Annotated in this window: 27 protein-coding genes; 13 read left to right on the plus strand and 14 right to left on the minus strand. The window is 34.6% G+C overall.

What is annotated here, in order from left to right; genetic code table 11:
- The 3 genes from H603_RS0115750 to H603_RS0115760 all read left to right on the plus strand — a co-directional run.
- Positions 1-1875, plus strand: a 1875-nt coding sequence (locus H603_RS0115750) for a T9SS type B sorting domain-containing protein (protein ID WP_026709530.1), incomplete at its 5' end; no start/stop codon positions are given.
- Between the two features lie 30 nt (positions 1876-1905).
- The gene (locus H603_RS0115755; protein ID WP_026709531.1) at positions 1906-2832 is read left to right on the plus strand and encodes a PorP/SprF family type IX secretion system membrane protein; all 927 of its coding nucleotides are present in this window, start codon (positions 1906-1908) and stop codon (positions 2830-2832) included.
- An 11-nt stretch (positions 2833-2843) separates the two neighbouring features.
- On the plus strand, positions 2844-4781 hold the full coding sequence (locus H603_RS0115760) for an OmpA family protein (protein WP_026709532.1): 1938 nt from the start codon (positions 2844-2846) through the stop codon (positions 4779-4781).
- Between the two features lie 68 nt (positions 4782-4849).
- On the opposite strand, the gene H603_RS0115765 is transcribed toward H603_RS0115760, so the two are convergent.
- The 3 genes from H603_RS0115765 to H603_RS0115775 form a co-directional block, all read right to left on the minus strand.
- Positions 4850-5920, minus strand: a complete 1071-nt coding sequence (locus H603_RS0115765; RefSeq protein WP_157510464.1) for a glycosyltransferase — start codon at positions 5918-5920, stop codon at positions 4850-4852.
- Positions 5921-6078: 158 nt separating this feature from the next.
- The gene (locus tag H603_RS0115770; protein WP_026709534.1) at positions 6079-7335 is read right to left on the minus strand and encodes an aspartate kinase; all 1257 of its coding nucleotides are present in this window, start codon (positions 7333-7335) and stop codon (positions 6079-6081) included.
- A gap of 26 nt (positions 7336-7361) precedes the next feature.
- Complete coding sequence (locus tag H603_RS0115775) at positions 7362-7871, minus strand: GNAT family N-acetyltransferase (protein WP_026709535.1); 510 nt, start codon at positions 7869-7871, stop codon at positions 7362-7364.
- Between the two features lie 169 nt (positions 7872-8040).
- Here H603_RS0115775 and fbp point away from each other — a divergent pair, with 169 nt between their 5' ends.
- A complete protein-coding gene (fbp, locus tag H603_RS0115780; RefSeq protein WP_026709536.1) occupies positions 8041-9060 on the plus strand; it encodes a class 1 fructose-bisphosphatase in 1020 nt (339 codons plus the stop codon).
- 67 nt (positions 9061-9127) lie between these two features.
- Here fbp and H603_RS0115785 read toward each other — a convergent pair whose 3' ends face one another.
- Entirely contained in the window at positions 9128-9562 is a 435-nt protein-coding gene (locus H603_RS0115785; protein ID WP_026709537.1) for a tellurite resistance TerB family protein, read from the minus strand.
- Positions 9563-9751: 189 nt separating this feature from the next.
- Here H603_RS0115785 and H603_RS0115790 point away from each other — a divergent pair, with 189 nt between their 5' ends.
- The 3 genes from H603_RS0115790 to H603_RS0115800 are packed head-to-tail and all read left to right on the plus strand — an operon-like array spanning position 9752 to position 12357.
- The gene (locus tag H603_RS0115790; RefSeq protein ID WP_026709538.1) at positions 9752-10345 is read left to right on the plus strand and encodes a HupE/UreJ family protein; all 594 of its coding nucleotides are present in this window, start codon (positions 9752-9754) and stop codon (positions 10343-10345) included.
- 1 nt (position 10346) lies between these two features.
- On the plus strand, positions 10347-10778 hold the full coding sequence (locus tag H603_RS0115795; RefSeq protein WP_026709539.1) for a deoxycytidylate deaminase: 432 nt from the start codon (positions 10347-10349) through the stop codon (positions 10776-10778).
- A 1-nt stretch (position 10779) separates the two neighbouring features.
- Positions 10780-12357, plus strand: coding sequence for a S41 family peptidase (locus H603_RS0115800; RefSeq protein WP_026709540.1), 1578 nt, complete (start codon positions 10780-10782; stop codon positions 12355-12357).
- A gap of 4 nt (positions 12358-12361) precedes the next feature.
- On the opposite strand, the gene H603_RS0115805 is transcribed toward H603_RS0115800, so the two are convergent.
- The 3 genes from H603_RS0115805 to H603_RS0115815 all read right to left on the minus strand — a co-directional run bounded on the left by H603_RS0115805 (position 12362) and on the right by H603_RS0115815 (position 14145).
- Positions 12362-13114: a lysophospholipid acyltransferase family protein gene (locus H603_RS0115805; protein WP_084157764.1), complete on the minus strand. Its 753-nt coding sequence runs from the start codon at positions 13112-13114 to the stop codon at positions 12362-12364.
- 120 nt (positions 13115-13234) lie between these two features.
- On the minus strand, positions 13235-13441 hold the full coding sequence (locus H603_RS0115810; RefSeq protein WP_026709542.1) for a hypothetical protein: 207 nt from the start codon (positions 13439-13441) through the stop codon (positions 13235-13237).
- Between the two features lie 128 nt (positions 13442-13569).
- Positions 13570-14145 (minus strand): MarC family protein, encoded by a 576-nt coding sequence (locus H603_RS0115815; RefSeq protein WP_026709543.1) that lies wholly within the window; start codon positions 14143-14145, stop codon positions 13570-13572.
- A 259-nt stretch (positions 14146-14404) separates the two neighbouring features.
- Here H603_RS0115815 and H603_RS0115820 point away from each other — a divergent pair, with 259 nt between their 5' ends.
- The 5 genes from H603_RS0115820 to H603_RS16955 all read left to right on the plus strand — a co-directional run bounded on the left by H603_RS0115820 (position 14405) and on the right by H603_RS16955 (position 20209).
- Positions 14405-14986: a DUF3109 family protein gene (locus tag H603_RS0115820; protein ID WP_026709544.1), complete on the plus strand. Its 582-nt coding sequence runs from the start codon at positions 14405-14407 to the stop codon at positions 14984-14986.
- 302 nt (positions 14987-15288) lie between these two features.
- Positions 15289-16266 carry a ribonucleotide-diphosphate reductase subunit beta gene (locus tag H603_RS0115825; RefSeq protein ID WP_026709545.1) on the plus strand — a complete coding sequence of 326 codons (978 nt, stop codon included), beginning with the start codon at positions 15289-15291 and terminating at the stop codon, positions 16264-16266.
- A gap of 258 nt (positions 16267-16524) precedes the next feature.
- Positions 16525-18936, plus strand: coding sequence for a ribonucleoside-diphosphate reductase subunit alpha (locus tag H603_RS0115830; protein WP_026709546.1), 2412 nt, complete (start codon positions 16525-16527; stop codon positions 18934-18936).
- Positions 18937-19243: 307 nt separating this feature from the next.
- On the plus strand, positions 19244-19582 hold the full coding sequence (locus tag H603_RS0115835) for a hypothetical protein (protein WP_026709547.1): 339 nt from the start codon (positions 19244-19246) through the stop codon (positions 19580-19582).
- Positions 19583-19711: 129 nt separating this feature from the next.
- Entirely contained in the window at positions 19712-20209 is a 498-nt protein-coding gene (locus H603_RS16955) for an RDD family protein (protein ID WP_051219378.1), read from the plus strand.
- Between the two features lie 45 nt (positions 20210-20254).
- Here H603_RS16955 and metE read toward each other — a convergent pair whose 3' ends face one another.
- Entirely contained in the window at positions 20255-22576 is a 2322-nt protein-coding gene (gene metE, locus H603_RS0115845; protein ID WP_026709548.1) for a 5-methyltetrahydropteroyltriglutamate--homocysteine S-methyltransferase, read from the minus strand.
- Positions 22577-22731: 155 nt separating this feature from the next.
- Between metE and H603_RS0115850 the strand changes: the two genes are divergently transcribed.
- Positions 22732-23193, plus strand: a complete 462-nt coding sequence (locus H603_RS0115850) for an Lrp/AsnC family transcriptional regulator (protein WP_026709549.1) — start codon at positions 22732-22734, stop codon at positions 23191-23193.
- Between the two features lie 64 nt (positions 23194-23257).
- On the opposite strand, the gene H603_RS0115855 is transcribed toward H603_RS0115850, so the two are convergent.
- From H603_RS0115855 to H603_RS17580, 6 genes are all read right to left on the minus strand, one after another.
- On the minus strand, positions 23258-23992 hold the full coding sequence (locus tag H603_RS0115855) for a hypothetical protein (RefSeq protein WP_026709550.1): 735 nt from the start codon (positions 23990-23992) through the stop codon (positions 23258-23260).
- A 166-nt stretch (positions 23993-24158) separates the two neighbouring features.
- Positions 24159-24620, minus strand: a complete 462-nt coding sequence (locus H603_RS0115860) for a YHS domain-containing (seleno)protein (protein WP_035676255.1) — start codon at positions 24618-24620, stop codon at positions 24159-24161.
- A gap of 50 nt (positions 24621-24670) precedes the next feature.
- Positions 24671-25099 carry an OsmC family protein gene (locus tag H603_RS0115865; RefSeq protein ID WP_026709552.1) on the minus strand — a complete coding sequence of 143 codons (429 nt, stop codon included), beginning with the start codon at positions 25097-25099 and terminating at the stop codon, positions 24671-24673.
- Positions 25100-25103: 4 nt separating this feature from the next.
- Entirely contained in the window at positions 25104-25424 is a 321-nt protein-coding gene (trxA, locus tag H603_RS0115870; RefSeq protein ID WP_026709553.1) for a thioredoxin, read from the minus strand.
- 28 nt (positions 25425-25452) lie between these two features.
- Positions 25453-25986, minus strand: coding sequence for a carboxymuconolactone decarboxylase family protein (locus H603_RS0115875; RefSeq protein WP_026709554.1), 534 nt, complete (start codon positions 25984-25986; stop codon positions 25453-25455).
- Positions 25987-26013: 27 nt separating this feature from the next.
- Entirely contained in the window at positions 26014-26172 is a 159-nt protein-coding gene (locus tag H603_RS17580; RefSeq protein WP_169628305.1) for a hypothetical protein, read from the minus strand.
- Between the last annotated feature and the right edge of the window lie 700 nt (positions 26173-26872).

A 26872-nucleotide genomic window follows, 5' to 3' on the forward strand; every position in this document is an offset into this window, starting at 1 on the left:
GCTACCGTTGTGGTGTTGAATCCAATTGATGCGCAGGACGATAACGCGTATCCAACGCAAACACCAAGTACAACAGTAGCCACTACAGTTGGAACGGTTACAGATAATGATTTATTAAATGGCGTAGCTGTTACAGCAGCGAATACAGATATAACGCCAATCACCACTGGACCACTTAGTATAGATTCAGAAGGAGTATTGACATTAGCTCCAAATACAGTATCAGGAACATACAGCATTGTATACCAATTATGCGAGGTAGGAGCGAATCCAGCGAATTGTGATTTAGCTACTGCTACGGTTGTGGTCTTGAATCCAATTGATGCGCAAGACGATAACGCGTATGCAACGCAAACACCAAGTACAACAGTAGCCACTACAGTTGGAACGGTTACAGACAATGACACATTAAATGGAGAACCAGTTACAGCAGCAAATACAGATGTAACGCCAATCACCACTGGACCACTTAGTATAGATTCAGAAGGCGTATTGACATTAGCGCCAAATACGGTATCAGGAACATACAGTATTGTATACCAATTATGCGAAGTAGGAGCCAATCCAGTAAATTGTGATTTAGCCACTGCTACAGTTGTGGTGTTGAATCCAATCATTGCAAATAGTGATGAAGCCTTTGATTTGCAGATTGCAGGTGTTACAAATCCTACTATAGTTGGAACTGTTACAGATAATGATACATTAAATGGAGTACCAGTTACAGCAGCAAATACAGATGTAACACCAGTTACAACTGGGCCTTTAAGTATTGATTCAGAAGGAGTATTGACTTTAGAGCCAAATACGCCAGCAGGAACTTATACAATAGAGTATACCATTTGTGAAGTTGGTGCTAATCCAGTTAATTGCGCAACTACAACCGCTTCTGTAGTCGTAGGTGTTAATGTATTAAATGCACTAGATGATATTCATGGACCAATTAGTGGGGTAGCAGGTGGAGACACAGGTATAAATGTTTTAGATAATGACCTAGAAAACGGTACTATTTTAGATCCATCTAGAGTTACTTTATCACCAGTTACAAATGGACCTTTAAGCATTGCGGCTAATGGGAATGTATTTATTGAGCCGAATACTATGGGAGGTATTTATACTATAAACTATACTATTTGTGATATTATTAATCCATCAAATTGTGCTACAGCCGAAGCAACTATTATTGTTGAAGAGTTACCAAGTATCGCAGTTATTAAAACAGCTGTGTTTGATGATAACAACGGAGACGGTTTTGCACAAGCAGGAGAAACAATCACATACAGTTTCCAAATTACAAATACGGGTAATGTACCGTTATCAAATGTGACTATTACAGATAACTTGCCAGGATTAGTATTAACAGGAAGTCCGATAATTAGTTTAGGAGTGGGCGAGATTAACACGACAGCTTATAGAGGTGTTTACGCTTTAACCCAAAATGATATTAATTTAGGATCTGTAAGCAATCAAGCAATGGTTCAGGGCACAAGTCCTGAAGGAACTATAGTAAGTGACTTATCTGACAGCAGTAGTGACGCAAATGACGAACAAACAGTCTTAGGAGTTGTAGGTTGTGTTGTTGAAGTCTTTAATGCAGTAGCCCCTAATGGTAGTGGTGATAATAAAATATTAAGAATTAGAGGATTAGAATGTTACCCTGAGAACACAATTGAAATATACAACAGATGGGGTGTATTAGTATTTGAAACAAGCGGATACAACAATAGTGATAGAGCGTTTAGAGGACGATCAGAAGGAAGAGTAACGGTTAATCAATCTGCAGAATTACCAGAAGGAACGTACTACTATATCCTACGATACAACGATGGTTCAGCTGCATCTCAGCAGAAAGCAGGATATTTATACATAAACAGATAGTAAAAACAATAAGACTTAAAATAGAAAATGATGAAAAGACAACTAATGATATTCTTACTGTTATTATCTGGAGCTATCTATGCACAGCAAGACGCTCAGTTTACACAGTATATGTACAACACGATTAATGTGAACCCAGCTTATGCTGGTTCACGTGAAGCTCTAAGTGTATTTGCTTTACATAGGACACAGTGGGTAGGATTAGATGGTGCTCCAGTGACTAATGCGTTTTCAGTGCATACACCCATAAATAACAGTAATGTTGGATTGGGGATTTCATTGATTAATGATAGAATAGGCCCTTCAGATGAAAATAATTTAGCGGTCGACTTTTCATATTCGATACGCACATCTGAGAATTACAAATTATCATTTGGAATTAAAGGATCTGCCAATCTATTAAATGTAGATTTCAATAAATTGAATCTATACGATAGTAACGAATACAGTTTTGCCACAAACATTGATAATAAATTTTCACCTAATATTGGTGTTGGGGTTTATTGGCATTCTGATGCTACTTATGTAGGTGTTTCGGCTCCTAATTTGTTAGAGACTAAGCATTTTGATAGGTATGCAAATACAGGCGGAAACAGTTACTTAGCGAGGGAACGTATTCACTATTTCCTTACCGCTGGGCATGTATTTGATTTGTCATACAACGTAAAGTTCAAACCAGCATTAATGACAAAGGTTGTGTCAGGAGCACCATTACAAGTTGATGTTTCAGGTAACTTTATGTTTAATAATAAATTTACTGTAGGAGTAGCTTATAGATGGAGTGCAGCATTAAGTGCTTTGGCAGGTTTTCAAGTTAGTGACTCATGGTTTATAGGTTATGGCTACGATTTAGAAACGACACGATTAGCCAATTATAATTCAGGGTCACACGAGATTTTCTTGCGTTACGAATTGTTCAATAGATACAACAAAATGGTTTCTCCAAGATTCTTTTAAAACTACAATTTATGACACTTAAAAATATAATATACAGTTCGGTCTTTTCGCTTTTAGCAAGTGTTACTTATGCTCAAAACGCAGGTATCACCAGAGCAGACAAGCAATATGAAAGCTATGCTTATTACGATGCGATTGCAACTTATGAGAAAATTGCAGAACGCGGTTATAAGGATGAAAAGATGTTCCAAAAACTAGGAAATGCTTACTACTTTAATGCTCAACTAGAAAAAGCTGCAAAGTGGTATGAAGCTCTTTTTGATTTGAATAATGAACAAGAAGCAGAGTATTATTACAGATATTCTCAATCGTTAAAATCAATAGAAGACTATAAGAAGGCTGATAAAATGCTAGAATTATTTAATAAAAAATCTGGCAATGATCAACGAGGAAAGTTATTCAATAATAATCGCGATTATCTAGCTGTTATTAAGGCAAATTCAGGTAGATTCACGATTGAGGATGCAGGAATAAATTCAAATTATTCGGATTATGGAGCTGCTATTTATGATGGTAAATTAATTTTTGCCTCAGCTAGAGATACTGGAGGGGTTTCAAAGAAGATATTCAGGTGGACAAATCAAACTTTTACAAATCTATATAGTTCAGATCTAAATGACGACGGAACGCTATCATCTCCTGAGCGATTAGCAAATACTGTTAATTCAAAATTTCATGAGTCTACGCCTATCTTTACAAAAGATGGAAAGACGATGTACTTTACGAGAAATAATTACCTAGATGGAAAGTTAGGAAAAGATGAGCAAAGAGTAGTTTTACTGAAACTTTATAAGTCTACTTTAATCGATGGAAAATGGTCAAATATCGTTGCGCTGCCTTTCAATAGTGATAATTATAGTGTGGCACATCCAACGTTGAGTATTGACGAAAAAACACTTTATTTCGCTTCAGACATGCCTGGAACTTTTGGTCAGTCTGATTTGTACAAAGTAGCAATTAATGCAGATGGAAGTTACGCAACTCCTGAAAATTTAGGTGGTAAAATAAATACAGAAGGAAGAGAAACTTTTCCGTTTGTATCTAGTGATAACCAACTCTATTTTGCAACTGATGGTAGACCAGGATTGGGTGGATTAGACGTTTATGTTACTTCACTTAAAAATCAGAATTTTGATGATATTCAAAATGTAGGCTCTCCAATTAATAGCGAAAGCGATGATTTTTCTTTCTTCATCAACAACGAAACACGTAAAGGTTTCTTTACTTCTAATCGTTCTGGGGGTGTTGGATATGATGATATCTATAAGTTTATTGAAGACAGACCATTGCTTTGTGAGCAATCTTTAAAGGGGTTGATAACTGATGTTGAAACTAATGAAATACTTGATCAAGCAAAAGTGACGCTATTTGATGAGAAGTTTGGACTTATCGAAGAGACATTTTCAAACATAGATGGTATGTATTCGTTTAACGTTTTGTGCAATAAAAAATATTATGTTCGTGCAGACAAAAAAGAATACCAAGTTGCTGAGTCAACTATTATGATTCCAAATGAAAGTGGTGCTAGCAACCTTCCATTGGCTTTATCAAAACGAGTTAAGCAGGTGGGTGTAGGATCAGACTTAGCTAAAACGCTAGAGATTCCTATTATTTACTTTGATTTAGATAAATCATTCATCCGTAAAGATGCTGCATTTGAGTTAGAGAAGGTTTTAATTGTTATGCAAGAAAATCCTACTATGAAAATTGATATTCGATCTCATACTGATAGCAGACAAACGGTGAGCTACAATGAGGCTTTATCTGACAGAAGAGCTAAAGCGACTAAAGCATGGCTTATTAAGAAGGGTATTTCTTCAAATCGTTTAACAGCAAAAGGCTATGGTGAATCTCAATTAGTAAATAAATGTGCTGATGGAGTACAATGTTCAGAAGTAGAACACCAAGCAAATAGAAGAAGCGAGTTTATAATTGTTTCTATGGAGTAATAAAATCTATTTAGTATAAAAAAAGCAACCTGTAAATAGGTTGCTTTTTTTTGTAAAAACATGAGGTTTTAAATAGTTTTAAATATTTTGAAAAAAGACTTCCAGTCAATAGTGTCACTTGTGCTACTAAATCCTTTATAATTTTTGATAGATTCTAAATTTTCAATTTTGAAATTATTTTCTAAAGCAAAAGGAGCAATACTGCTATTTTGTAATGCATGCGCTAATTTTAATTGCTGTTGGTTTTCTGGTTCTATTATAAAAAAGGCTTTCTTGTTTAATTCAATTAAATCTGCAACTACTGATTCTTCGGGTCTGCATAATATTAAATCACTTTCGTTAATCACGGTTTCGAGTTGTTTTGTCGTCATGTAATTATAGTACGTTACTTTTTTTAGAACTACTCTTTGCTGTTCTTTTTCGAACAAACCCTTTACAAAAACAACTTTACCTTTAAAGTTAACGAGTTCGTTTTGTATCTTCTGTTCTAGCAAAGTTCTGTGTGGTTCATTGCCAGACAGTAAGACTAAAAGTTTGTTTTTTATAGATACCTCCTTATAATGCATTCGGCTAGCAATATTTATATGCCTAAATTCTATCCCAAATTTTTCAAAGCCTAAATTGGCTTCTTTTTTACCGGAGTCCAGTATATTGTGCTGCAACCAGCATTCGCTAAATTTTTTAATTTGGAAACCAAATAAGGTATTCAAAATCGAATTAGCATTTTCTGGGAAGGGACATAATTGTTGTGTTATGTAAACAGACGGTATTTTACTACTATACAATCCTAATCGACCAATTGATATTATTCCATCAATAGCGTGCTCCATTGTCCACTTTTTAAGGGCTTTTTTTTCTTTCAGGATTGCTAATGCAATAGCTGGAATTTTCCGCGTTAATTTCCAGTTTAAATCTTGCAGGTAAGCGTTCACATTAATGGCGTAATTCGGTAGCTCTATTGTTTTAATGTATGGAAATTCTTTTTTAAGAAATTGAAGCGAGCCTCCTTCTGAAGCAATAATAGGAATAAGGTTGTGCTCTTGCATTGCTTTAATTAGTGCAATACTCTTTATAGCGTTTTCTAAGTTTGAGTCGGCTACTGCTATTAGTATTGTTTGGCACCTTGTATCTTCAACCATAATTTGAATCATTTATATATGGTAAGTTACAGATACAAACACTTAGTAATATTTTCCTTAGATTACTAAAATATTAATTTTTGAAATACGTTGAAAATAAAATTGGCTATTAAAAACAACTTGTTCTTAATAGCCAATTTTATTCATTTTACGAGTACCTAGTTTTCGCTAGTAATAATTTGCATGGTTTCTTTACTCACTTGTTTCAAGATTACTTTTTTACCGTTTTCAACTGTTTCTGCAGCAGTATCGTTAAAATGTCTAATAGTATATAAAGTAACATTTTCAGTGAAGTCGACTTTAAACTTCTTAGATAAAATAGTATTCATCTCTTTAAAGTTGTCAAATTTATCTTCGACACATACTGAAAAACTAATCGCTGAGTTTTGGATTAAATTAACCTTCAATTTATACTGGTGGAATAAAGAGAAAATCTCACTGATGTGTTCTTCCATGATAAAAGAGAAATCAATTGATGATAGCGAAATCAGTAATTGGTTTCGCTTAACAATAAAACAAGGTAAGTAAGGTTCTAGTGCAGTTCCTTTTGAAACACTAGTTCCTTTTAATAAGGGATTGATAAACGATTTTACATATAAAGGAATCTCCTTTTTCTGCAATGGTTGTAATGTCTTTGGGTGAATTACTGTCGCACCATAAAAAGCTAATTCGATCGCTTCACGGTAGGAAATTTGATTCAGCAAACTGGCATTTTCAAAATAACGAGGATCTGCATTCATTACTCCTGGTACATCTTTCCAAATAGTAACACTCTCTGCATTTAAACAGTAAGCAAAAATAGCGGCAGTGTAATCAGATCCTTCTCTACCTAATGTAGTTGTAAAATTATTATCATCAGATCCTAAAAATCCTTGTGTGATGTTTAATTTCTTACGCTTAATATTTTTTGAAATGTTATTTTGTGTCGCTTCCCAGTCAACTTCAGCATCTCTATAATTTGCATTGGTTTTGATAAAGTTGCGCACATCAATCCATTGCGTATCAATAGCTTTAAAATTCATGTAATGCGCAAGGATGCTAGTCGAAATCAACTCACCATAACTCACTACTTGATCGTAAACAAAATTATAATTTGGCGATTTATTATTTTCTAAAAAATATTCTAGGTCTCCAAACAATTTGTTCACAGCGCCAAACACTTCCTGCTTCTCATCCTCAAAAAGATCCATGATGATCTCATTGTGGTATTTTTTTACTTCCTGAACAGATGCTTTTAATGCCGGTGATTTATCAAAATAGTCTTTGATTACGACCTCTAGTGCATTTGTTGTCTTTCCCATTGCAGAAACAACTAATAAAACATCCTCATAACCTACTTGTTCAAGTAAATCATGTACATTTCTTATTCCTGCTGCATCTTTCACTGATGCTCCTCCAAATTTGAATACTCTCATAATCTTATTTATACAGTATTTGTAATTTATGCTCTTAATTTATTGGCAACAAAATCATTTATCCCTGCCTCATCCATTTGTACACTATGCCATTCTTGCAAAACCTTTGCACCGGTCTTTTCATAAAAATCAATAGCTGGAGTATTCCAATCAAGAACATTCCAATCGATTCTTCTAACTTGGTCTTTTTTGGCTTGTTTTATAATTTCCGAATATAATGCGTAACCTGCTCCCGTGCCACGTCGCTCGCTTTTTACAACTAGATCCTCAAGATGAAGAGTTTTACCTTTCCAAGTAGAGTAACGGTAGTAATATAAAGCAATACCGATGATTTCATTTCCATTCACTGCATCACTATTAGTAGAAGGTACTTCGGCTACAAAAACAGAAAATAATGGTTCAGACCCAAAGCCATCTCTGATTAAATCTTCCTCTGAAATAAGCACAGCATCTGGTTCTTTTTCAAAATCGGCTAATTCCTGAATAAGAGCTAAAACAGCCTTCATATCTTTAACTTCCCCTTTTCTAATGACCATATTTTTATTTTTTTTTAAAATTATCAGCTTAATTTTTGAGTATTATAGCTTCAAATTAGTTCTTTTATTAGCAAATATACAATACTAGCAAACTAAGTAAACTTTATTGATTTCATTTTCACAAAAAAACCGATATTTGTTACTTCAAATTAACTACAACGATTTCTTAATGGAAGAACGCAACAAGACTTTAGGCGAATTTATTATCGAAAACCAAAATGCCTTTCAATATTCGTCAGGTGAATTATCCCGAATTATCAACTCTATTCGTCTGGCTGCCAAAGTAGTAAACTACAAGGTAAACAAGGCTGGATTAGTCGATATCACAGGAGCTGCAGGAGAGCAGAATATTCAAGGTGAAGACCAGCAAAAACTGGATGTTTATGCTAATGAAGTTTTTATTCAAACGCTTATCAATCGTGAGATCGTATGCGGAATTGCTTCAGAAGAGAATGATGAATTTATCACTGTAGAAGGAAGTGACAATAGTCATAATAACAAATATGTTGTATTGATGGACCCTCTAGATGGATCCTCAAATATAGATGTTAATGTGTCTGTAGGGACTATTTTTTCAGTTTATAGAAGAGTAACACCAATAGGAACTCCGGTTACTTTAGAAGATTTTTTACAGCCTGGTGTAAACCAAGTAGCTGCAGGATATGTAATTTATGGAACTTCTACTATGATTGTTTATACTACAGGTCATGGAGTGAATGGATTTACGTTGAACCCAGCAATAGGAACATTCTATTTGTCACATCCTGATATGCAGTTTTCAAGAGATGGACATATATATTCTATCAATGAAGGAAACTATACGCATTTTCCACAGGGAGTAAAAAACTACATCAAATATTGTCAATCTGAAGAGGGAGATAGACCATATACTTCACGCTACATTGGAAGTTTAGTTTCTGATCTTCATAGAAATATGATTAAAGGTGGAATCTATATCTATCCTACGAGCTCAAAAGCACCAAAAGGGAAATTGAGATTGTTGTATGAATGTAATCCAATGGCCTTTATTGTCGAGCAAGCTGGAGGTAAAGCAACAGATGGTTTTGGTAGAATTATGGAAATTGAGCCAAAAGAATTGCATGAAAGAGTGCCTTTCTTTTGTGGTAGCTATAATATGGTTGAAAAAGCAGAAGAATTTATGCTTGAAGCAAAATTAAGCAAGTACTAAAAAATAATGAAGTTAAAATGAAAAAGCTTCCAATATTACTATTGGAAGCTTTTTTTATTCTGTTTTGTTACGCTTTTTCAGCGATTTCAATCTCAGTGGTAAACACATCTAGATCTGCTTTTTGGTCTGCTAATTCAAGTGCTCTAGTTACTACATTGTGAACATTCTCTGTTGTAAAGCCAAGTCCTAAACAAAGCTTATGTAACATTAACTCTTGATTATCACCTAATTGATGATCAACATTTACCATTCTCGCTAAATCATATAAACGCTCAATTCTTTTTGCATTTAAATAAGGAGGGTTGATTGGGTATTTTGTAGGATTCTCTAAAATTTCTTCGTATTCTGCAGCAGAAATCTCAAGTCTGATCGCTAGTTTGTCTAAAAAAGCGCGCTCTTCTGGTGCAAAAACTCCGTCTGCTAGTGCTAATCTAACAATAGATGAAAAGTGACCTTTGTTTCTTTGTTTGAATTCGCTATCAAATAAATCTGAAAATGACATAGTTAGTTTTTTATTTATATCGCACAAAGATAATTCAATTTTTAAATTTTTAATTTTCTTTTTAATTTTTCTTTATTAAACATTGCAATCATATATAATTTTATGTTAGGAATTGTGTGAGGCAATCTTTGTTGTTCAAAATAAATCGTAAGTTTACCATTCCGTTACCCAATTAATATTAAAGAGTCTATGTCAGAGTTTTGGATTTATTTTCAAATAGGATTAAAGCATGTTTTAGATATAAATGCCTACGATCATGTGTTGTTTTTAATGGCTTTAGCTATTCCGTATTCATTTAAAGATTGGAAGAGAATATTACTTTTGGTTTCTCTTTTTACATTAGGGCACACAGTCGCTCTTGTTCTTTCTGTTTTCGAAATAGTAACTGTGAAAGCGCATATTGTTGAACTATTAATCCCAATTACAATTTTGCTAACGGCGATTTTTAACTTGTTCAACTCAGGTAAATCTGCTAAAAATAATAAAGTCAGTATGGTTTTCTTTACCACTTTGTTTTTTGGGGTTATTCACGGTTTGGGTTTTTCAAATTATTTTAAATCTATCCTAGGAGGTTCAGCACTGTCAAAAATCCTTCCTTTAGCAGAGTTTGCTTTAGGAATAGAAGGAGCTCAAATAGCAGTTGTTTTTGCTATTTTGATATTGTCATATATAGCACAAACAGTTTTTAGATTCTCTAAGAGAGATTGGACTTTAGTAATGTCGGCATTTGTAATTGGGGTAGTTGTACCTATGATTATTGAAAACGAAATTTGGACACGATAAAATGGAAACAGAAAAATTGAATAAATACGATAAAGCTTATTTAAGGATCGCTACAGAGTGGGGTTTACTATCGTATTGCAAGCGCAAGCAAGTAGGAGCAATTATTGTGCGCGATCGCATGATTATTTCTGACGGATATAATGGTACTCCTTCGGGATTTGATAATTGTTGTGAAGACGAAGAAGGTTTGACTCGTTGGGACGTTTTACATGCCGAAGCAAATGCGATTTTAAAAGTAGCCAAATCTACGCAATCATGTGAAGGAGCTACTTTATATATCACCTTGTCTCCTTGTAAAGACTGCAGTAAATTAATTCATCAGTCAGGAATTAAAAGGGTGGTGTATCACAACGGATACCGTGATGATTCAGGAATTCAATTTTTGTTAAAAGCGGGAGTAGTTGTAGATCATATACCAGATTTAGAAGAATAAAATGAAAATCAAGAATACTTATTTGCCTTTATATATATGTGCTGCTTTGGCTGCAGGAATCGTCATTGGCGGTAGCCTAGGTATGTCTACTGAAGATAAGTTTCTAGCAAAAAATAACTCACGTACTAAGCTTAACAAATTAATTGATTTTATTGATAGTGAGTATGTTGATGATGTCGATACAGATTCGATCGTAAATGTTACTGTAAACACCATTATGGGACAACTTGATCCTCACTCTGTGTATGTTCCACCAAGTGAGCAAGTTCAAGTGGCCGAAAATATGAGGGGTGATTTTATAGGGATTGGAGTTAATTTTTATATGTATAAGGACTCTGTGGCTATAATTAAACCGGTAGAAAATGGTCCTTCGGCAAAAGCAGGTTTAAAGGCAGGTGATCGAATTCTATATGCAGATAAAACTAAATTGTATGGTAGAAAGCTGCCTAGTGATAGCTTGTTCTCGTCGCTTAAAGGTGTCGAGGGCTCTCAGGTTGAACTAACAATTTATCGAAAATCAGAAAACAAGAAGATTAAAGTAAAAGTAAAGCGAGATGTAATTCCTTTAAAGAGTGTCGATGCTTACTTAATGCTTAATGCAAATACGGGATATTTAAAAATCAATCGTTTTGCTGCAACCACTTATAACGAATTCAAAAAAGGCTTGTTGTCATTAAAAAAATCAGGGTCTACTAATCTAATAATCGATTTGCGCGATAATGGCGGTGGTTATATGGAAGAAGCTATTGCTATTGCTGATGAATTCTTGAAAGACAAGCAATTAATTGTCTTCACAAAAAATAAAAAAGGAAATATTGAAAAAACATACGCTACAAAAAAAGGCGATTTTGAGCAAGGATCAGTTAGCGTTTTAATAAATGAAAACAGTGCCTCTGCTAGTGAGATTTTAGCAGGTGCCATTCAAGATAATGATCGCGGTACAATAGTAGGTCGTCGCTCCTTTGGGAAAGGTTTAGTGCAACGCGAAATGGATTTTAATGATGGTTCGGCTGTACGATTAACCGTCGCAAGATATTACACGCCTACCGGACGCTCTATTCAAAAGCCATATGCAAGAGGTGATGAAGAGTCCTATTTTAAAGAATCTGAATCTAGATTTAAAAATGGCGAACTCTATGATAAAGACAGTATAAAAGTAGCCGACAGTTTAAAATTTAAGACACCAAAAGGTAAAATTGTATACGGCGGTGGCGGGATTGTTCCCGATTTGTTTGTGGGTCTAGAGCTCGAACACGGAAATGAAAATACGGTGTATTTAATGCAATCCGGAATTGTAGGTAATTTTGTTTTCGAACAATTAGACCAAGATAGAAAAGCATTTAACGGAATGAAATTTGCCGATTTCAAAGTAAAAATGGTAGCTTCAGACGCGTATTTCAATAAATTCCAGAAATTTCTATCCAATAACGGACTGGATCTTAGGTTAATTGGTAATAAAGCAATAGTTAAAAGGTATCTCAATGCCGAATTTGCGAGGCAGCTTTACGGAGAAAAATATTATTATGATATCGTCCTCAAGGAAGATGCTATGATAAAAGCTCTGCTGAAAAAGAAATAATTCCTTATCTTATTTCGTTATCCCACTCTTTTCTAAAACGGATAAGTTCTGTGTCAATGATCTCTTTAGAGGTTTTCAATAAATAATCAGCATCCTCTGAAAAAATAGGAGGGAAGTAAGTGATTTTTATTTCTGTAGTTCGTTTACCAAAGCATTTTAGAAAATGCGGTATGAAAGTATCGTCACCTACAAAAGCATCAGAAAGTATTTTATAATCGATCGCTACAGGAATTATTGCCGCCTTTATTTGTGTGGCAGTTCTAAACGAACCGAAATTAAATGTGGTTGTCGTAGGTAATGTAGTGGTTGTGCCCTCTGGGAAATTAATTACAGAATGTCCTTCGTTAATCGTTTGTTTGATCTTTTGACAGGTCATGTCGCGACTGTTTTGGCATTCTCTTTCTACAAAAATAACTCCTGATATTTTACATAAATACCCAATCAGTGGCCAAGAAGCAACTTCTTTCTTACCTACAGGAAAGGCATTCATGTGAGTTACAATAAGTATGGGGTCAAAGTAATAGCGGTGATTGGCAATTATCAATCCTGAGGTTGTAGGTAGGTCTCCGGTAATAATTGCACGGATGCCTAAGATTTTGTTAACAACCTTTAAAATAAAATCGCGAAGATATAGTGCGTTTTTTTGCGCTGCTTTTTCGCTCATAAAAAAACTCGCAATGTAAAATGCAAAAGATAAAGTAGAAATAAAAAGTACAAAAACGATGAGTCGTATGAGGCCTATTAATGATGATAGCATGAGATGAATTTATATCGAATGGTCAATATACTGCTATTTTTCAGTAATGCATTATAAAGGAAGTCTTTTGGCATTTTAAATAAAATGCCATGAGATCAAAATTTTTTTAATTAGAAATGCTTACAACTGTCTGTCGTTTGTCTTTTCTTCAATTGCCTTAGACATTCTAAAGATTAATAGGATTAAAACTGCACAAAAAGAGGCTGCTATTCCTATAAAAGCTACAATACTATCTCCTTGGAAAGGATGATTAAAGTCTAATAATGTAATGTTGAATACGATTAGTGCCAAAGCTAAAAACACTAAAATGCTAGTGAAAATTTTCATAATATGGTATTTTTTATTCTGCCTCAGTAAGCTGCTTGTAAATTTTTATACTGTTGGTAACCAATAGTGTTACTTTAGTATTTTAGAAGCAAAATATACATTAGGGGGTAAATTTATAAAAAAAAATGTTAGACAAACAAACCTTTAACATTCGCTGCAAACAATTTAACAGCAATTGCAAGTAATATCACACCAAAAGTCTTTCTAATGACTCCTAGGCCGTTTTCACCAAGCATTCTCTCGATTTTAGATGACGATTTTAGTACGGCATAAACGACTATGATATTAAGAACAATAGCGATAATAATATTGATAGTATGAAATTGCGATTTTAATGAAAGCAAGGTGGTCATTGTTCCTGCTCCAGCAATCAATGGGAAGGCTAATGGTACTATAGAAGCAGAGCTTGCTTCTTCGTCTTTGTAGATTCTAATTCCTAAAATCATTTCAAGCGCCAGGAAAAATAACACAAACGCACCTGCTACAGCAAATGAAGCCACATCGATACCTATTAATTTTAAAATCTCTTCACCTACAAATAAAAAGACGATCATTATAACTCCTGATGTTATAGAGGCTTTTCCTGATTCTAAGTGTCCAAATTTAGTACGTAAGTCTATTATAATAGGAATAGATCCTATAATGTCAATAACTGCAAACAATACCATTCCTACCGTAACAATTTCTCTTAGGTCGAGTAACATAGATGAATTTTAGTTTGCTAAGGTAAACATTTTAGTGAAAATTTGAGGAAAATGAGGTTCAAATACAAATTTTCGGGGCGATTCGCTTTTTGCCCTATGCAAAAATGATTTTAGTATCATTACTTTTATTAAATAGGTTGCAATTTTGAAAAAATGTCTTTGTTATTTGGTATTATCAAACATTTAAAAAGGATTTTTTAACGACTGCTTTTCAGTCTGATTGTCTATCTTTGCGCTCTATAATCACAAGTTCAATATCATGTTTCAATTAGGAAAAACCATCGTCTCAGAAGACATATTAGAAAAAGATTTCGTTTGTAATTTGTCTGCTTGTCATGGGGCTTGCTGTGTTGATGGTGATGCTGGAGCACCGTTAAGTGTTGAGGAAACTAAAATTCTTGAAGACATTTATCCTACAGTAAAACCATTCTTGCGAAAACAAGGAATCGCCGCTATTGAAGCTCAAGGAATTTGGGTAAACGGTACTGATGGAGATCTTGAAACACCGCTGATCGATGATAAAGATTGTGCTTATGTAATTTTTGATGGTCCTACCGCTTTATGTGGGATTGAGCAAGCTTACAATCAAGGGTTGATCGAATGGAAAAAACCAGTTTCTTGCCATTTATACCCTATTCGAGTAAAAGACTTTACTGAATTTGCTGCTGTCAACTACGATCGATGGGATATTTGTGATCCTGCTTGTTCTTTAGGGCAAGAACTTGAGGTTCCTGTTTACAAGTTTGTGAAAGAAGCTTTGATCAGAAGGTTTGGTCCAGACTGGTATGCTGAACTTGATAAAGTGGCTGTAGAACTAGAAGCGCAAAAAAAGAATAAATAGTCAGAAAAAAAGACTGAAATATTTTTAAAAAATTATCGAAATTAATATTGATTATCTGTTTTATATCTTTATTTTATAAGATTATTTTGCTTTATTTTTTCTATCTAATTTTATTTTAATATTCTGATTTTCAAACCATTAATTATAAAGCTGCTGAGAACGCTAGTATTTACGCAGTTGTTAAGAACTCAAGGGAATTGTGAATAAGTTTGGCTTTCATTTTTGACTACAAATCACAATCTTTGTAAAACTCAAATGCGAATTTATTTCGCACTATTATAATAAAAAAACACACAACTATAATGTCGCAAATAGAACCAATTTTACAAGAAAATAAAAACCGATTCGTAATTTTTCCAATTAAGCACCATGATATATGGGAGTTTTATAAGTCTATGGAAGCTAGTTTTTGGACAGCTGAAGAAATTGATTTATCACAAGATTTAAATGACTGGAATAACAAATTGTCTGACGACGAGCGTTATTTTGTAAAACATATTCTTGCTTTTTTTGCTGCTTCTGACGGAATTGTAAACGAAAATCTAGCTGAGAACTTTGTGAACGAAGTGCAATATGCTGAGGCGAAATTCTTTTATGGTTTCCAAATCATGATGGAGAACATCCACAGTGAAACTTATTCATTATTGATTGATACGTATGTAAAAGATGAAGATGAAAAAGATGAGTTGTTTAATGCATTAGAAGTTTTTCCAGCAATCAAGAAAAAAGCAGACTGGGCTTTACAATGGATCGAATCTGATTCATTTGCTGAGCGTTTAATTGCTTTTGCAGCGGTAGAAGGGATTTTCTTCTCGGGTGCATTTTGTTCAATCTACTGGTTGAAAAAACGTGGGTTAATGCCAGGATTGACTTTTTCTAACGAATTAATTTCGCGTGATGAAGGTGTTCACTGTGATTTTGCAGTACACTTACACAACCACCACTTGGTTAATAAAGTGCCTAAAGAGAGAATTAGAAGTATTATCGTTGATGCATTAAATATCGAGAGAGAATTTATTACAGAATCTCTTCCTGTAAGTTTAATTGGGATGAATGCTGTTTTAATGACACAATACTTAGAATTTGTTGCTGATAGATTATTAGTAGAGCTAGGTTGTGAGAGAGAATACAATACTACAAATCCATTTGACTTTATGGATATGATTTCGCTTCAAGGAAAAACAAACTTCTTTGAAAAGAAAGTAGCCGAATACCAAAAATCTGGTGTGATGAACACGGATGGTGATGCTCAAAAAATTTCTTTCGACGCTGATTTTTAATCTAGCATCTTAATTAAAAAAGAAAATTAATACCACACTTAATTTGCTTTCGCAAAAGCGATACTGCTTCAAAAAAGGCCAATTAAAATTTCACTTGCTTTTATAGCGACAGGACTCTTATGCTCTTTTTGCATCGAAGTTTAAGTTGTGAAAATAAGTGATGAGTGATTCTTAAAAGGGATTATTCGAAAATAAATATATTACAAATAACAATGAAAATAGGAAAGGGATTTTCTATTTTAAACAAAACCCAAAAGTATGTACGTAGTAAAAAGAGACGGTCGCAAAGAGCCAGTAATGTTTGACAAAATCACAGATAGAATTAAAAAGCTATGCTATGGTTTAAATGATTTAGTAGATGCTGTTAAGGTGGCTATGCGTGTAATTGAAGGTTTGTATGATGGGGTTTCTACATCTGAATTAGATAATCTAGCGGCAGAAACAGCAGCGTCAATGACTATTGCACATCCTGACTATGCACAACTAGCAGCGAGAATTGCAATATCAAATTTACACTCAAATACAACAAAATCGTTCTCAGAGACGATGACTGAAATGTTTAACTATGTAAACCCAAGAAACGGACAATATTCTCCGCTTGTGGCTGATGATGTTTACAAAGTGATTCAAGATAATGCAGAGTTTTTAGACTCGCATATCATTTATAATAGAGATTTTAATTACGATTATTTCGGTTTTAAAACATTAGAACGTTCTTACTTATTAAAGATAAACGGGAAAATTGTCGAAAGACCTCAACATATGTTAATGCGTGTATCGGTTGGGATTCACTTAGATGATCTTGATGCCGTTTTAGAAACTTATGACTTGATGTCTAAAAAGTTCTTTACACACGCAACACCTACATTATTCAACGCAGGAACTCCAAAACCTCAAATGTCATCATGTTTCCTTTTATCTATGCAAGACGATAGTATTGACGGGATTTATGACACGTTGAAGCAAACGGCAAAAATCTCCCAATCAGCAGGTGGAATTGGATTAGCGATTCACAATGTGCGTGCTACAGGTTCTTACATTCGTGGAACTAACGGAACCTCAAATGGTATCGTCCCTATGTTGCGTGTCTTTAATGATACAGCACGTTACGTAGATCAAGGTGGAGGAAAGCGTAAAGGTAGTTTTGCGATTTATATCGAAACTTGGCATGCAGATATCTTTGATTTCTTAGACTTGAAAAAGAATACTGGTAAAGAAGAAATGCGTGCAAGAGATTTATTCTTTGCCATGTGGACTTCTGATTTATTCATGAAACGTGTTCAAGAGGATGGAAATTGGACTTTAATGTGTCCTAATGAATGTCCTGGATTGTATGATGTTTATGGTGAAGAGTTTGAAGCATTATATGAAAGCTACGAGAAAGCTGGAAAAGGTAGAAAAACAATTAAAGCACATGAATTGTGGGAGAAAATTCTAGAATCTCAAATCGAGACAGGAACTCCGTATATGTTATATAAAGATGCGGCTAACCGTAAATCAAACCAAAAGAATTTAGGAACTATTCGTTCGTCAAACTTGTGTACCGAGATTATGGAGTACACTTCTCCTGATGAAGTAGCGGTTTGTAACTTGGCTTCACTTTCTTTACCAATGTTTGTTGAAGATGGTAAATTTGATCACGAAACATTTTTTAATGTAACAAAACGTGTGACTAAAAACTTGAACAAAGTAATCGACAGAAATTACTACCCAGTAAAAGAAGCTGAGAACTCTAACAAGCGTCATAGACCTGTAGGTCTTGGTGTACAAGGATTAGCAGATGCTTTTATCATGTTGCGTTTACCGTTTACATCTGACGAAGCTAAAAAACTGAACCAAGAAATTTTTGAAACATTGTACTTTGCTGCTGTAACCGCTTCTATGGAAATGGCAAAAGTAGAAGGACCTTATTCAACATTTGAAGGATCGCCTATGTCAAAAGGAGAATTCCAATTCAACATGTGGGGAATGAAAGACGAAGAATTATCAGGACGTTGGGACTGGACTTCTTTACGTAAAGAGGTTATGGAGCACGGTGTTCGTAACTCATTATTAGTTGCGCCTATGCCTACAGCTTCGACTTCTCAAATTTTGGGGAACAATGAAGCATTCGAACCATATACTTCTAATATTTACACGCGTCGTGTGCTTTCTGGAGAGTTTATCGTGGTAAACAAACATCTATTGCATGATTTAGTGGAATTAGGATTGTGGAACGAAACTTTAAAACAAGAGTTGATGCGTAACAACGGATCAGTTCAAGATTTGAATATTCCTCAAGACTTAAAAGAGTTGTACAAAACAGTATGGGAAATGTCTATGAAAGATATTATCGATATGTCACGTCAACGTGGGTATTTTGTAGATCAATCGCAATCGTTGAACTTGTTCATGCAAAATGCGAACTATTCTAAATTAACGTCAATGCATTTCTATGCTTGGCAGTCAGGATTAAAAACGGGAATGTACTACTTGAGAACAAAAGCTGCAGTTGATGCTATTAAGTTCACATTAAACAACGATAAAAAAGCAGAACCGGTTATTGTAGAATCGAAACCAGCTCCTGCTCCTGTAGCAGCTGCAGTAGAAATGACAGCCGATGAATACAAAGCGATGATCGAACTAGCTAAAAATGCTGGTCCAGAAGATTGCGAAATGTGTGGAGCTTAATATAATCCACAAGTTTAAATACAAAAGCAGCTATCATTTATTTGGTAGCTGCTTTATTTTTTAGGAGCTATTTCCCGCTTTCCGCTACAATCTTTTTAACCGCCTGCCGGCGATTAAAAAGGATTTCCACTGCAATCGGGGCTAGAAATCTCGTTAACGATTTACCCTCTATTATCTGTAGAACACTGAAATATCAGTTGCAAGTGCCTCTGAAGTGCTTCCCAACAATTTCATAACACTAACAAAAAATACTATAAAACGCAACAGCTTCACGCAGAGTATATTTGTAATATCAAATGACACAGTTATGAAAGCAATCGAACATACAAAACATATAGCCAAAAATATAATTCACCTAGTTTACTCTACTTGCACAAACGATTTAATAGTTTATTCGAAACAAGCAAGTAACATCGAACTATTCATTTTAGCCTTTTTTATTGAGTGTAACCGACTTTTCATCGCCGACAGTATTGCCATGAATACCTTGCAAAAATATTATTTTAAGAGAATGCAAGCTTACGTTACCATTAAAAACAACATCACTGATCATAAGTGGTTCGATATAAAAAATACAACGGCAGAGTTACTTTTTAGTAATAAAATTTTAAGTGGTATTTACCACAAAGAAAATAGTATCAACTAATAATGAAAAAGCTGCCCGGGATGGCAGCTTTTTTTTACTATTACTTCACCTTTATCGTCAAGAATACATTACATTACAGTATGGCTTTTACAATTTTAAAAAAGCAACATACCTTAAATCATTCTTATCATGAACATAGACCAATATAGAATTTCAAATCATTTATTTGCCAATAAGGCACAACGGTTCACACACTTTATAGTCGACTCTCTTTTTATCTACATTTTAATCTTGAGCGCAGGAACAACTTTAGTGCTATTGGGAGAAATGTTTGACAATATAGTCTTGTCTGAATGGGTGGAGACAATGAGTTTGTTCGAAATCATCGTTTACAGTATGCTAATGATTTTCTTATACTACTTTTTAACTGAAGTCTATTTTGCTAGAACAATTGCCAAAGTGATTACTAAAACTACCGTAGTGAAATACGACGGAAGCAAACCTACAGTGAGTAATGTTTTCTATAGAACACTTAGTCGTTTCATCCCTTTTGAATTTATCTCCTATTTGGGATCTGCTCAAAAAGGCTGGCACGATGCGTTATCAAGAACCTATGTTGTTAATAAAAAAGATTTTATAAAGGACCGAACAGCATTTATAAAAAGTAATGAAGTTCATACCATATAATAATAGAAAAGCCAAGTTTAATGCAAACTTGGCTTTTCTGTTTTATTACACTAAAGTGGTACTTACGGCAACTCTCATTTGTTTGGCGGCATTTACCATTTCGATTAAAGCCTTTTTAGTCTCATCCCAATGGCGCGTTTTTAAACCGCAATCTGGATTCACCCACAATTGATCTACTGGAATTACCGCTGCAGCTTTCTCTAATAAATGCACCATTTCTTGACTTGAAGGAACACGAGGAGAATGAATGTCATACACTCCAGGTCCTATTTCATTAGGATATTTAAAATCGGCAAAAGCATCTAGTAATTCCATTTGTGAACGGGAACATTCAATCGTGATTACATCGGCATCCATATCAGCAATATTCTGAATAATATCATTGAATTCGCTGTAACACATGTGGGTGTGAATTTGTGTATCGTCACGCACGCCACTTGCTGAAATACGGAATGCTTTAATCGCCCAATCTAGGTAAGCAGCCCATTCCTCCTTGCGCAATGGCAATCCTTCTCTAATAGCAGGTTCATCGATCTGGATAATTTTAATTCCTGCTTTCTCCAAATCAACCACCTCATCACGAATTGCCAAAGCTATTTGCGTACAAGTTACAGATCTTGGTTGATCATTACGTACAAACGACCATTGCAAGATGGTTACTGGACCAGTAAGCATTCCTTTGACCCATTTAGGAGTAAGCGATTGTGCAAACTCTGCCCATTTTACGGTCATAGGTTGTGGTCTTGATACATCACCATAAATAACGGGTGGCTTCACGCAGCGACTACCGTAACTTTGAACCCATCCGTTTTTTGTAAAAGCAAATCCGTCTAATTGCTCCCCAAAATATTCTACCATATCATTACGTTCAAATTCTCCATGAACAAGAACATCAATTCCTGATTCTTCTTGAAAACGAATGGTTTCTTCGGTTTCTTTTCGAATGAGATCATCATACTCTGATTGTGATAATTCTCCTTTTTTAAATTTGGCTCTCCAACTACGTACTTCAGCCGTTTGGGGAAACGAACCAATAGTTGTCGTAGGGAAGAGCGGTAATTTTAAGGCGTCAATTTGGAGTTGTCTTCTCACAGAAAATGGATTGTGTCGTTGTGAATCTTCGGCAACAATACTGGCAACCCTATTTTTGACGTCTCTATTATGAATTATAGTTGCCTTTTTTCGGTTGTCGTTTGCAAGTGTGTTTTCTTCAAAAATGGCTTGATCGTTTTCTGTAATTTCCCCCGACACTAAATTGCGTAGCACAACGACTTCTTCTATTTTTTGTTTGGCGAAAGCCAACCATTGTTTGATCTCAGTACTCAAAGTTGCTTCGTTTGTCTCTAAATCTAAGTCACAAGGAGAGTGAATTAAGGAACAAGAAGGTGCAATAAAAAGACGATCAGCTCCAAGAGCATCCACCGCTTTTTGAATCAAGGAAATAGATTTTTTGAAGTCATTTTTCCAAATGTTTCTTCCGTCAATAACTCCTAGAGAAAGCGAAGTCTTTTCAGATAATAAATTAGATTCTAAAATATCATCTAATTGCAAAGAGCAACGAACTAGATCAAGGTGAAAAGTGTGTACGGGTAGAGATAAGGCTGTAGCCAAATTTTCTCCAAAACAATCAAAGTAGTTCGCTAGGATGATTTTGATATCTGGGAATTTCTCGTTGATCTTAGTATAAACAGAAACCAAAGCGGCTCTTTCAACATCAGAAAGATTTAAGGCTAGGAAAGGTTCGTCAAACTGAACGTATTCAACTTGCTCTTCTTGCAATTTTTTTAAAATTTCGAAATAAACCGGAAGTAATTTGTCAATCAATTCAATTCTATGAAAACCTGCTTGCTTTTCCTTTCCTAGAAGTAAATAAGAAACAGGACCTATAATTACTGGCTTAGTTTCAAAACCTGCTGCTTTTGCTTCTTTGTATTCGTCTATAATTTTTTCTGAAAACAAACTAAATTCTTGGTCTTTAGTAAATTCAGGCACGATATAATGGTAGTTGGTATCAAACCACTTCGTCATTTCCATAGCTACAACATCTTGATCACCTTTTTGTGCGCCTCTCGCCATCGCAAAGTACAAGTCGAGAACCGAATTCTCTTTTGCAAAAGCAGTATATTGCTCTGGAATTACAGCTAATGTTAGTGACAAATCAAGAACTTGATCGTAGAATGAAAAGTCATTTGACGGAATCAAATCTATACCAGCCTGGGATTGTAGCTTCCAGTTGGCTAGCCGAATCTCTTTTCCGGTTGCCAAGAGTTCATCTGCAGTAATTTTCCCTGACCAATACAATTCACTCGCTTTTTTTAATTCTCTGTTGCTACCTATTCTTGGAAATCCTAAGTTGTTTGTTTTCATGTTTTTTAGTATTTATTTCTTGACAAAGGTATAAGCTTAGTATTAATTACTTAATTTTATCATTTAACTAAGTAATATGAACTGCATTACAATAAAATGGCAGTATTAATTATTGTTTAGTTCTATAAATCATATTAACTGCAGTAAAAAACACTATGGAAAACTTAGATGCAACCGATATTCAAATATTAAAACACCTTCAAGAAGATGCGTATATCAATATAAAAGACTTGGCGGGGAAATTATTTTTAACAGCTACACCTGTTTACGAACGTATTAAAAGATTGGAAAAAGAGGGGTACATCATGAAATATGTAGCCTTGCTGGATAAACAAAAAATGAACTTGGGAATGATTGTTTTTTGTAATGTTCGTTTAAAAGAACATGCTCGTAACGTGGGGAGTAATTTTGTAAAAGATATTGTGGCACTCCCTGAAATAATCGAATCATACAATATCGCTGGAGATTACGATTTTATGCTGAAAATATTAGTCAAAGACATGGCAAGTTATCAGGACTTTGTCATGAATAAATTATCGACAATTGAGAATATAGGGAATACGCAAACTATATTTGTCATGGGAGAAATAAAACATAGTACAGCGTTAAATTTTTAATTATAAAAAAAAGCTGTTTGAAATTAAATTCCAAACAGCTTTTATATTTTGCAATGGTTTGCTATTACAGTGCAATAAATGGGTTCTCACCATCATTGATTTGCTCCACAGATTGTCCCACTTTTACATTTTCTAGTTTTAGATCAAACAATCCTCTATGCATGGTTGCAATTTTAAGTCCGCTAGGGAATGTAGTCCAGTCTTCCCAGCTCGATTCGATACCGCCAATGGGAATAATACCAACCCACATTTGCCAAGCTCTAGGTAAATTATCGGCGTCTAACAACCATAAATAAGAATCTCCAGGAGTACTGCCTCCAGAGGCATAAGTTACTAATAGCGCCTCTTGAGTTCCAATTTTTACAATGCTTCTAGTAGTGCCTAAATCGCGTAATTTGAATGGTGCAACTAGCCAAAAGGAATCATTGTTGAAAAAATCATTTGCTTTTTTTATAGCGGCTGTTTTATCGTCACCAGAAAGTGGTTGATCGCCATCGTAAGCAATACCCTTTAAGGTTTGATTGTTGTAAATGACTGTTTTACTATCCCATTTTACCTGTACGTTATTGTTAGTTTTATCCCATAAGTAATGGTGTTCACCCATGAATGTAAACGCAATAGCTGCGGTGGTTTCCCAAGCTTTTTGATTAATTTCAAGCTGAATTTTGTTAGTAAGCGTTTCAGCTTTTGATCCGCGCTCTCCTTCAGGAAGAGGTTTGCTTGCGAAGTATGAAAAACCAAGCAGTAAAACGATAATAACCAGCATGATGAATGCGATTATTTTAAATGTTTTTTTCATTATTTTAAATTGTGCTATTTTATAAATGCTTTCCAAAAGTACTAAAATAAGCGCATTTGTAGAAAAATCTTTTTTAGTAATTTGAGCATATAAAAAAAGAGCTTAACGCTATTGCGTTAAGCTCTTTCAGGACAATTTTTAGTGGTAATTAACTATTATATTGTAATTATTTAATTGCAGCCCACTTACTGTCAATTTTTGAAAGATATTTAGATTCGTCTTTGTTCCAAATATCTAATGTGTTTACTGTTGTTCCATTTAAATCGCCGTTAAAAAACAAGTATAATTTATTATCTACAACTTTAAAAGTTTCAGGATTGATTGAAAATTTAGAGTCTTTTTCAGCTACACCCCAAGCGCAGTAACCGTTAACTTGTGGTAAGTATTTTTTAGGATTTGCTTTAAAAGCTTTTGCATTCTCTTTTGAAGAAAAGTGATACATGATTTTATCGTTTTGTTCTGTAAAATCAGCTGTTCCTTGTATTGCTTTATGATCTTTTTGATAAGCCACTACATCGTATCCCCCAATGGCTAACCCTGATTTGTCAACAGCGTCAACTTGTGCAAATACTCCGTTTGAAAATAAAGCAATAAATGCTACTACTAATGTTGATTTTAAATTTTTCATGTTTTTGATTTTAATTATTTCTATTTGTAAGGTTGTAATTCTGTTTTATGTTAAGCAGTGACAGCTTCGGTAATCAGTTCTTGAGCACTTTCAATATTCCATTCACCTTCAATCATGCGGTGTACGTAGCAGGCGTCGGCTTGTTTTAATAATTCTGCTTTTTGTTCAGCAGTTAGATTACCTTCAATTTTTATTTTTGCGGTAACGTTAGAAGTAAGTTTCCCAGCTTCGCCACGCTTTACATTTAATTCAAACTCGCCGTCGACTTCGCCTATCGTCCAATTATTTTTTCTAGCAATGTATCGTACCGTTGCTACTTTGCACATTGCAATACTAGATAGGATTAAGTCCTCTGGTGAGAATCCTAGATCAGTCCCTTTGCTATTTGTAGGTTCGTCACCTACAATCGCATGTCTACCGTTTGTTATCAAAGATTGGTATCCAGTAGGTAGGTTTTTGATGTTTATTTTCTTTCCCATGATCCTAGCTTTTTATAATGTTTTTCAAGTGACTACCCATCACTGACGCGCTTTGTACTCCGTTTTGAGTTCCTACAATTTCTCCATTTTTAAAGTAAAATAAGGCAGGAATACTTCTCACTTTAAATTGTGCAGCAAGTTCTGGGTTTTTGTCTATATTAATTTTAGAAATGACTGCTTTGCCTTCAAAGTCAGTAGCTAATTGTTCTAACGCAGGATGCAGCGCTTTACAAGGTCCGCACCAGTCAGCAAAAAAGTCAACTAGTACGACATCGTTGTTAGTAATCGTAGCATCAAAATTATTTTTATCTAAATGTTGTATCATCTTAATTGTTCTTTAGGGTTCTTAAAAATTATAGTGCTGGAGCAACTGGAAAATCGATAGCAACATCAGTTACATTATGGAATAAGTTTGTCACAGTAATGATTCCTATAGCCATAATTAAATCGACAACATTTGCTTTTGTATATCCTGCAGCATAAAACTCTTCAAGAGCTGCATCACCTATTTTACCTTTTGTAGCAACAATGTTTACGGCAGTTTTGGCTAAAATGTCAATTTTAGAATCCCAGCTTGCGCCACCTTTTCTTAATTCGATAATTTGGTCATCTGTAAAACCATTCATTTTACTTGTTACAGTATGTGCTGATTGGCAATATCTACATTCATTTAATTGACTCACTGCTAAGTCAATTACTTCTTTTTGTTTTTTATTGAAAGAAGATGCCGCTCCCGAAAACTGTAAATAACTTCCTAAAGCATGTTCAGAGTGTGCCATTGCTCCATAAATATTAGGCACAAAACCCACTGCTTTTTTTAAGTTATCAAAGATTGCTTGATTGTTTGCTGATACTTCTTCTCTTGTTGGTACGTTGAAATTTGACATGATTTTTTATTTTTTGTGAATTAATAATTATATAAATAAGTTGCTTTCGTTACAGTAGTAATCTGTGATTGCCATATTCTGACAAAAATCAGCTTGTGTTATTGCAATTAGTTGCGGTGATTTTTTTGTTTCATTCAGGTTAAAAGCATTTTTAAATCCTGTAATAAGTTTGTGTATTGTTCTCATAATAAATTGTTTCATTTTGATAGTACAAAGGTGCGACGAAAGAAGGCCTTCAAGTTAGGTCGCTTTTCCCGCAGAGTTGTTCATTATTCCCTTTTGGCGTTTTTTACTAGTTTTAGGAGCAGAAAGTGAAGTATTTTCAAGAAGACCCGTCCCGCTTTCCGCTGCAATCTTTTTATTTTTAAAGAAAAAATAAAAAGGATTTCCACTGCAATCGGGGCTAAGAGATAGTGTTTTGTTCTTTTAAGAGTCATTGCGAGGAACAAAGCAATCACGCTGAAAGCGTCTCAAGTTTGCAGAGTCACTTTGCTGAGACGCTTTCAGCGAGACAATAGGGGTGGAGATTGTTTGCGTAATTGAATTTTATTGAAGGGTAATTAAAGAGTGTTAATGAACTATACCTTTTTTTGAGTTTGTAACTCCTCATAGTTTGTCACGCTGAAAGCGTCTCAAGTTTGCAGAGTCACTTTACTGAGACGCTTTGAGCGAGACAAACGATAGTTGAAAATGTTTGTCGAGTTACTTTATTGAGACGCTTTGAGCGAGACAAAAGGGGTGGAGATTGTTTGCGTAATTAAGTTTTATTGAAGGGTAATTACAGAGTATTTATAGAGTGTCGCTTTTTTAACGAGTTTGTAACTCCTCATAGTTTGTCACGCTGAAAGCATCTCTAGTTTGCAGAGTCACTTTACTGAGACGCTTT

Origin of the sequence: Flavobacterium frigidarium DSM 17623, from assembly GCF_000425505.1 — a bacterium.
Lineage (GTDB): Bacteria > Bacteroidota > Bacteroidia > Flavobacteriales > Flavobacteriaceae > Flavobacterium > Flavobacterium frigidarium.

Excerpts from the sequence above, each read along its gene's own strand:
- H603_RS0115755 (WP_026709531.1), top strand. The coding sequence starts at position 1,906 with ATGAAAAGACAACTAATGATATTCTTACTGTTATTATCTGGAGCTATC.
- H603_RS0115760 (WP_026709532.1), top strand. The coding sequence starts at position 2,844 with ATGACACTTAAAAATATAATATACAGTTCGGTCTTTTCGCTTTTAGCA.
- H603_RS0115765 (WP_157510464.1), bottom strand. The coding sequence starts at position 5,920 with ATGGTTGAAGATACAAGGTGCCAAACAATACTAATAGCAGTAGCCGAC.
- H603_RS0115770 (WP_026709534.1), bottom strand. The coding sequence starts at position 7,335 with ATGAGAGTATTCAAATTTGGAGGAGCATCAGTGAAAGATGCAGCAGGA.
- H603_RS0115775 (WP_026709535.1), bottom strand. The coding sequence starts at position 7,871 with ATGGTCATTAGAAAAGGGGAAGTTAAAGATATGAAGGCTGTTTTAGCT.
- fbp (WP_026709536.1), top strand. The coding sequence starts at position 8,041 with ATGGAAGAACGCAACAAGACTTTAGGCGAATTTATTATCGAAAACCAA.
- H603_RS0115785 (WP_026709537.1), bottom strand. The coding sequence starts at position 9,562 with ATGTCATTTTCAGATTTATTTGATAGCGAATTCAAACAAAGAAACAAA.
- H603_RS0115790 (WP_026709538.1), top strand. The coding sequence starts at position 9,752 with ATGTCAGAGTTTTGGATTTATTTTCAAATAGGATTAAAGCATGTTTTA.
- H603_RS0115795 (WP_026709539.1), top strand. The coding sequence starts at position 10,347 with ATGGAAACAGAAAAATTGAATAAATACGATAAAGCTTATTTAAGGATC.
- H603_RS0115800 (WP_026709540.1), top strand. The coding sequence starts at position 10,780 with ATGAAAATCAAGAATACTTATTTGCCTTTATATATATGTGCTGCTTTG.
- H603_RS0115805 (WP_084157764.1), bottom strand. The coding sequence starts at position 13,114 with ATGCTATCATCATTAATAGGCCTCATACGACTCATCGTTTTTGTACTT.
- H603_RS0115810 (WP_026709542.1), bottom strand. The coding sequence starts at position 13,441 with ATGAAAATTTTCACTAGCATTTTAGTGTTTTTAGCTTTGGCACTAATC.
- H603_RS0115815 (WP_026709543.1), bottom strand. The coding sequence starts at position 14,145 with ATGTTACTCGACCTAAGAGAAATTGTTACGGTAGGAATGGTATTGTTT.
- H603_RS0115820 (WP_026709544.1), top strand. The coding sequence starts at position 14,405 with ATGTTTCAATTAGGAAAAACCATCGTCTCAGAAGACATATTAGAAAAA.
- H603_RS0115825 (WP_026709545.1), top strand. The coding sequence starts at position 15,289 with ATGTCGCAAATAGAACCAATTTTACAAGAAAATAAAAACCGATTCGTA.
- H603_RS0115830 (WP_026709546.1), top strand. The coding sequence starts at position 16,525 with ATGTACGTAGTAAAAAGAGACGGTCGCAAAGAGCCAGTAATGTTTGAC.
- H603_RS0115835 (WP_026709547.1), top strand. The coding sequence starts at position 19,244 with ATGAAAGCAATCGAACATACAAAACATATAGCCAAAAATATAATTCAC.
- H603_RS16955 (WP_051219378.1), top strand. The coding sequence starts at position 19,712 with ATGAACATAGACCAATATAGAATTTCAAATCATTTATTTGCCAATAAG.
- metE (WP_026709548.1), bottom strand. The coding sequence starts at position 22,576 with ATGAAAACAAACAACTTAGGATTTCCAAGAATAGGTAGCAACAGAGAA.
- H603_RS0115850 (WP_026709549.1), top strand. The coding sequence starts at position 22,732 with ATGGAAAACTTAGATGCAACCGATATTCAAATATTAAAACACCTTCAA.
- H603_RS0115855 (WP_026709550.1), bottom strand. The coding sequence starts at position 23,992 with ATGAAAAAAACATTTAAAATAATCGCATTCATCATGCTGGTTATTATC.
- H603_RS0115860 (WP_035676255.1), bottom strand. The coding sequence starts at position 24,620 with ATGAAAAATTTAAAATCAACATTAGTAGTAGCATTTATTGCTTTATTT.
- H603_RS0115865 (WP_026709552.1), bottom strand. The coding sequence starts at position 25,099 with ATGGGAAAGAAAATAAACATCAAAAACCTACCTACTGGATACCAATCT.
- trxA (WP_026709553.1), bottom strand. The coding sequence starts at position 25,424 with ATGATACAACATTTAGATAAAAATAATTTTGATGCTACGATTACTAAC.
- H603_RS0115875 (WP_026709554.1), bottom strand. The coding sequence starts at position 25,986 with ATGTCAAATTTCAACGTACCAACAAGAGAAGAAGTATCAGCAAACAAT.
- H603_RS17580 (WP_169628305.1), bottom strand. The coding sequence starts at position 26,172 with ATGAGAACAATACACAAACTTATTACAGGATTTAAAAATGCTTTTAAC.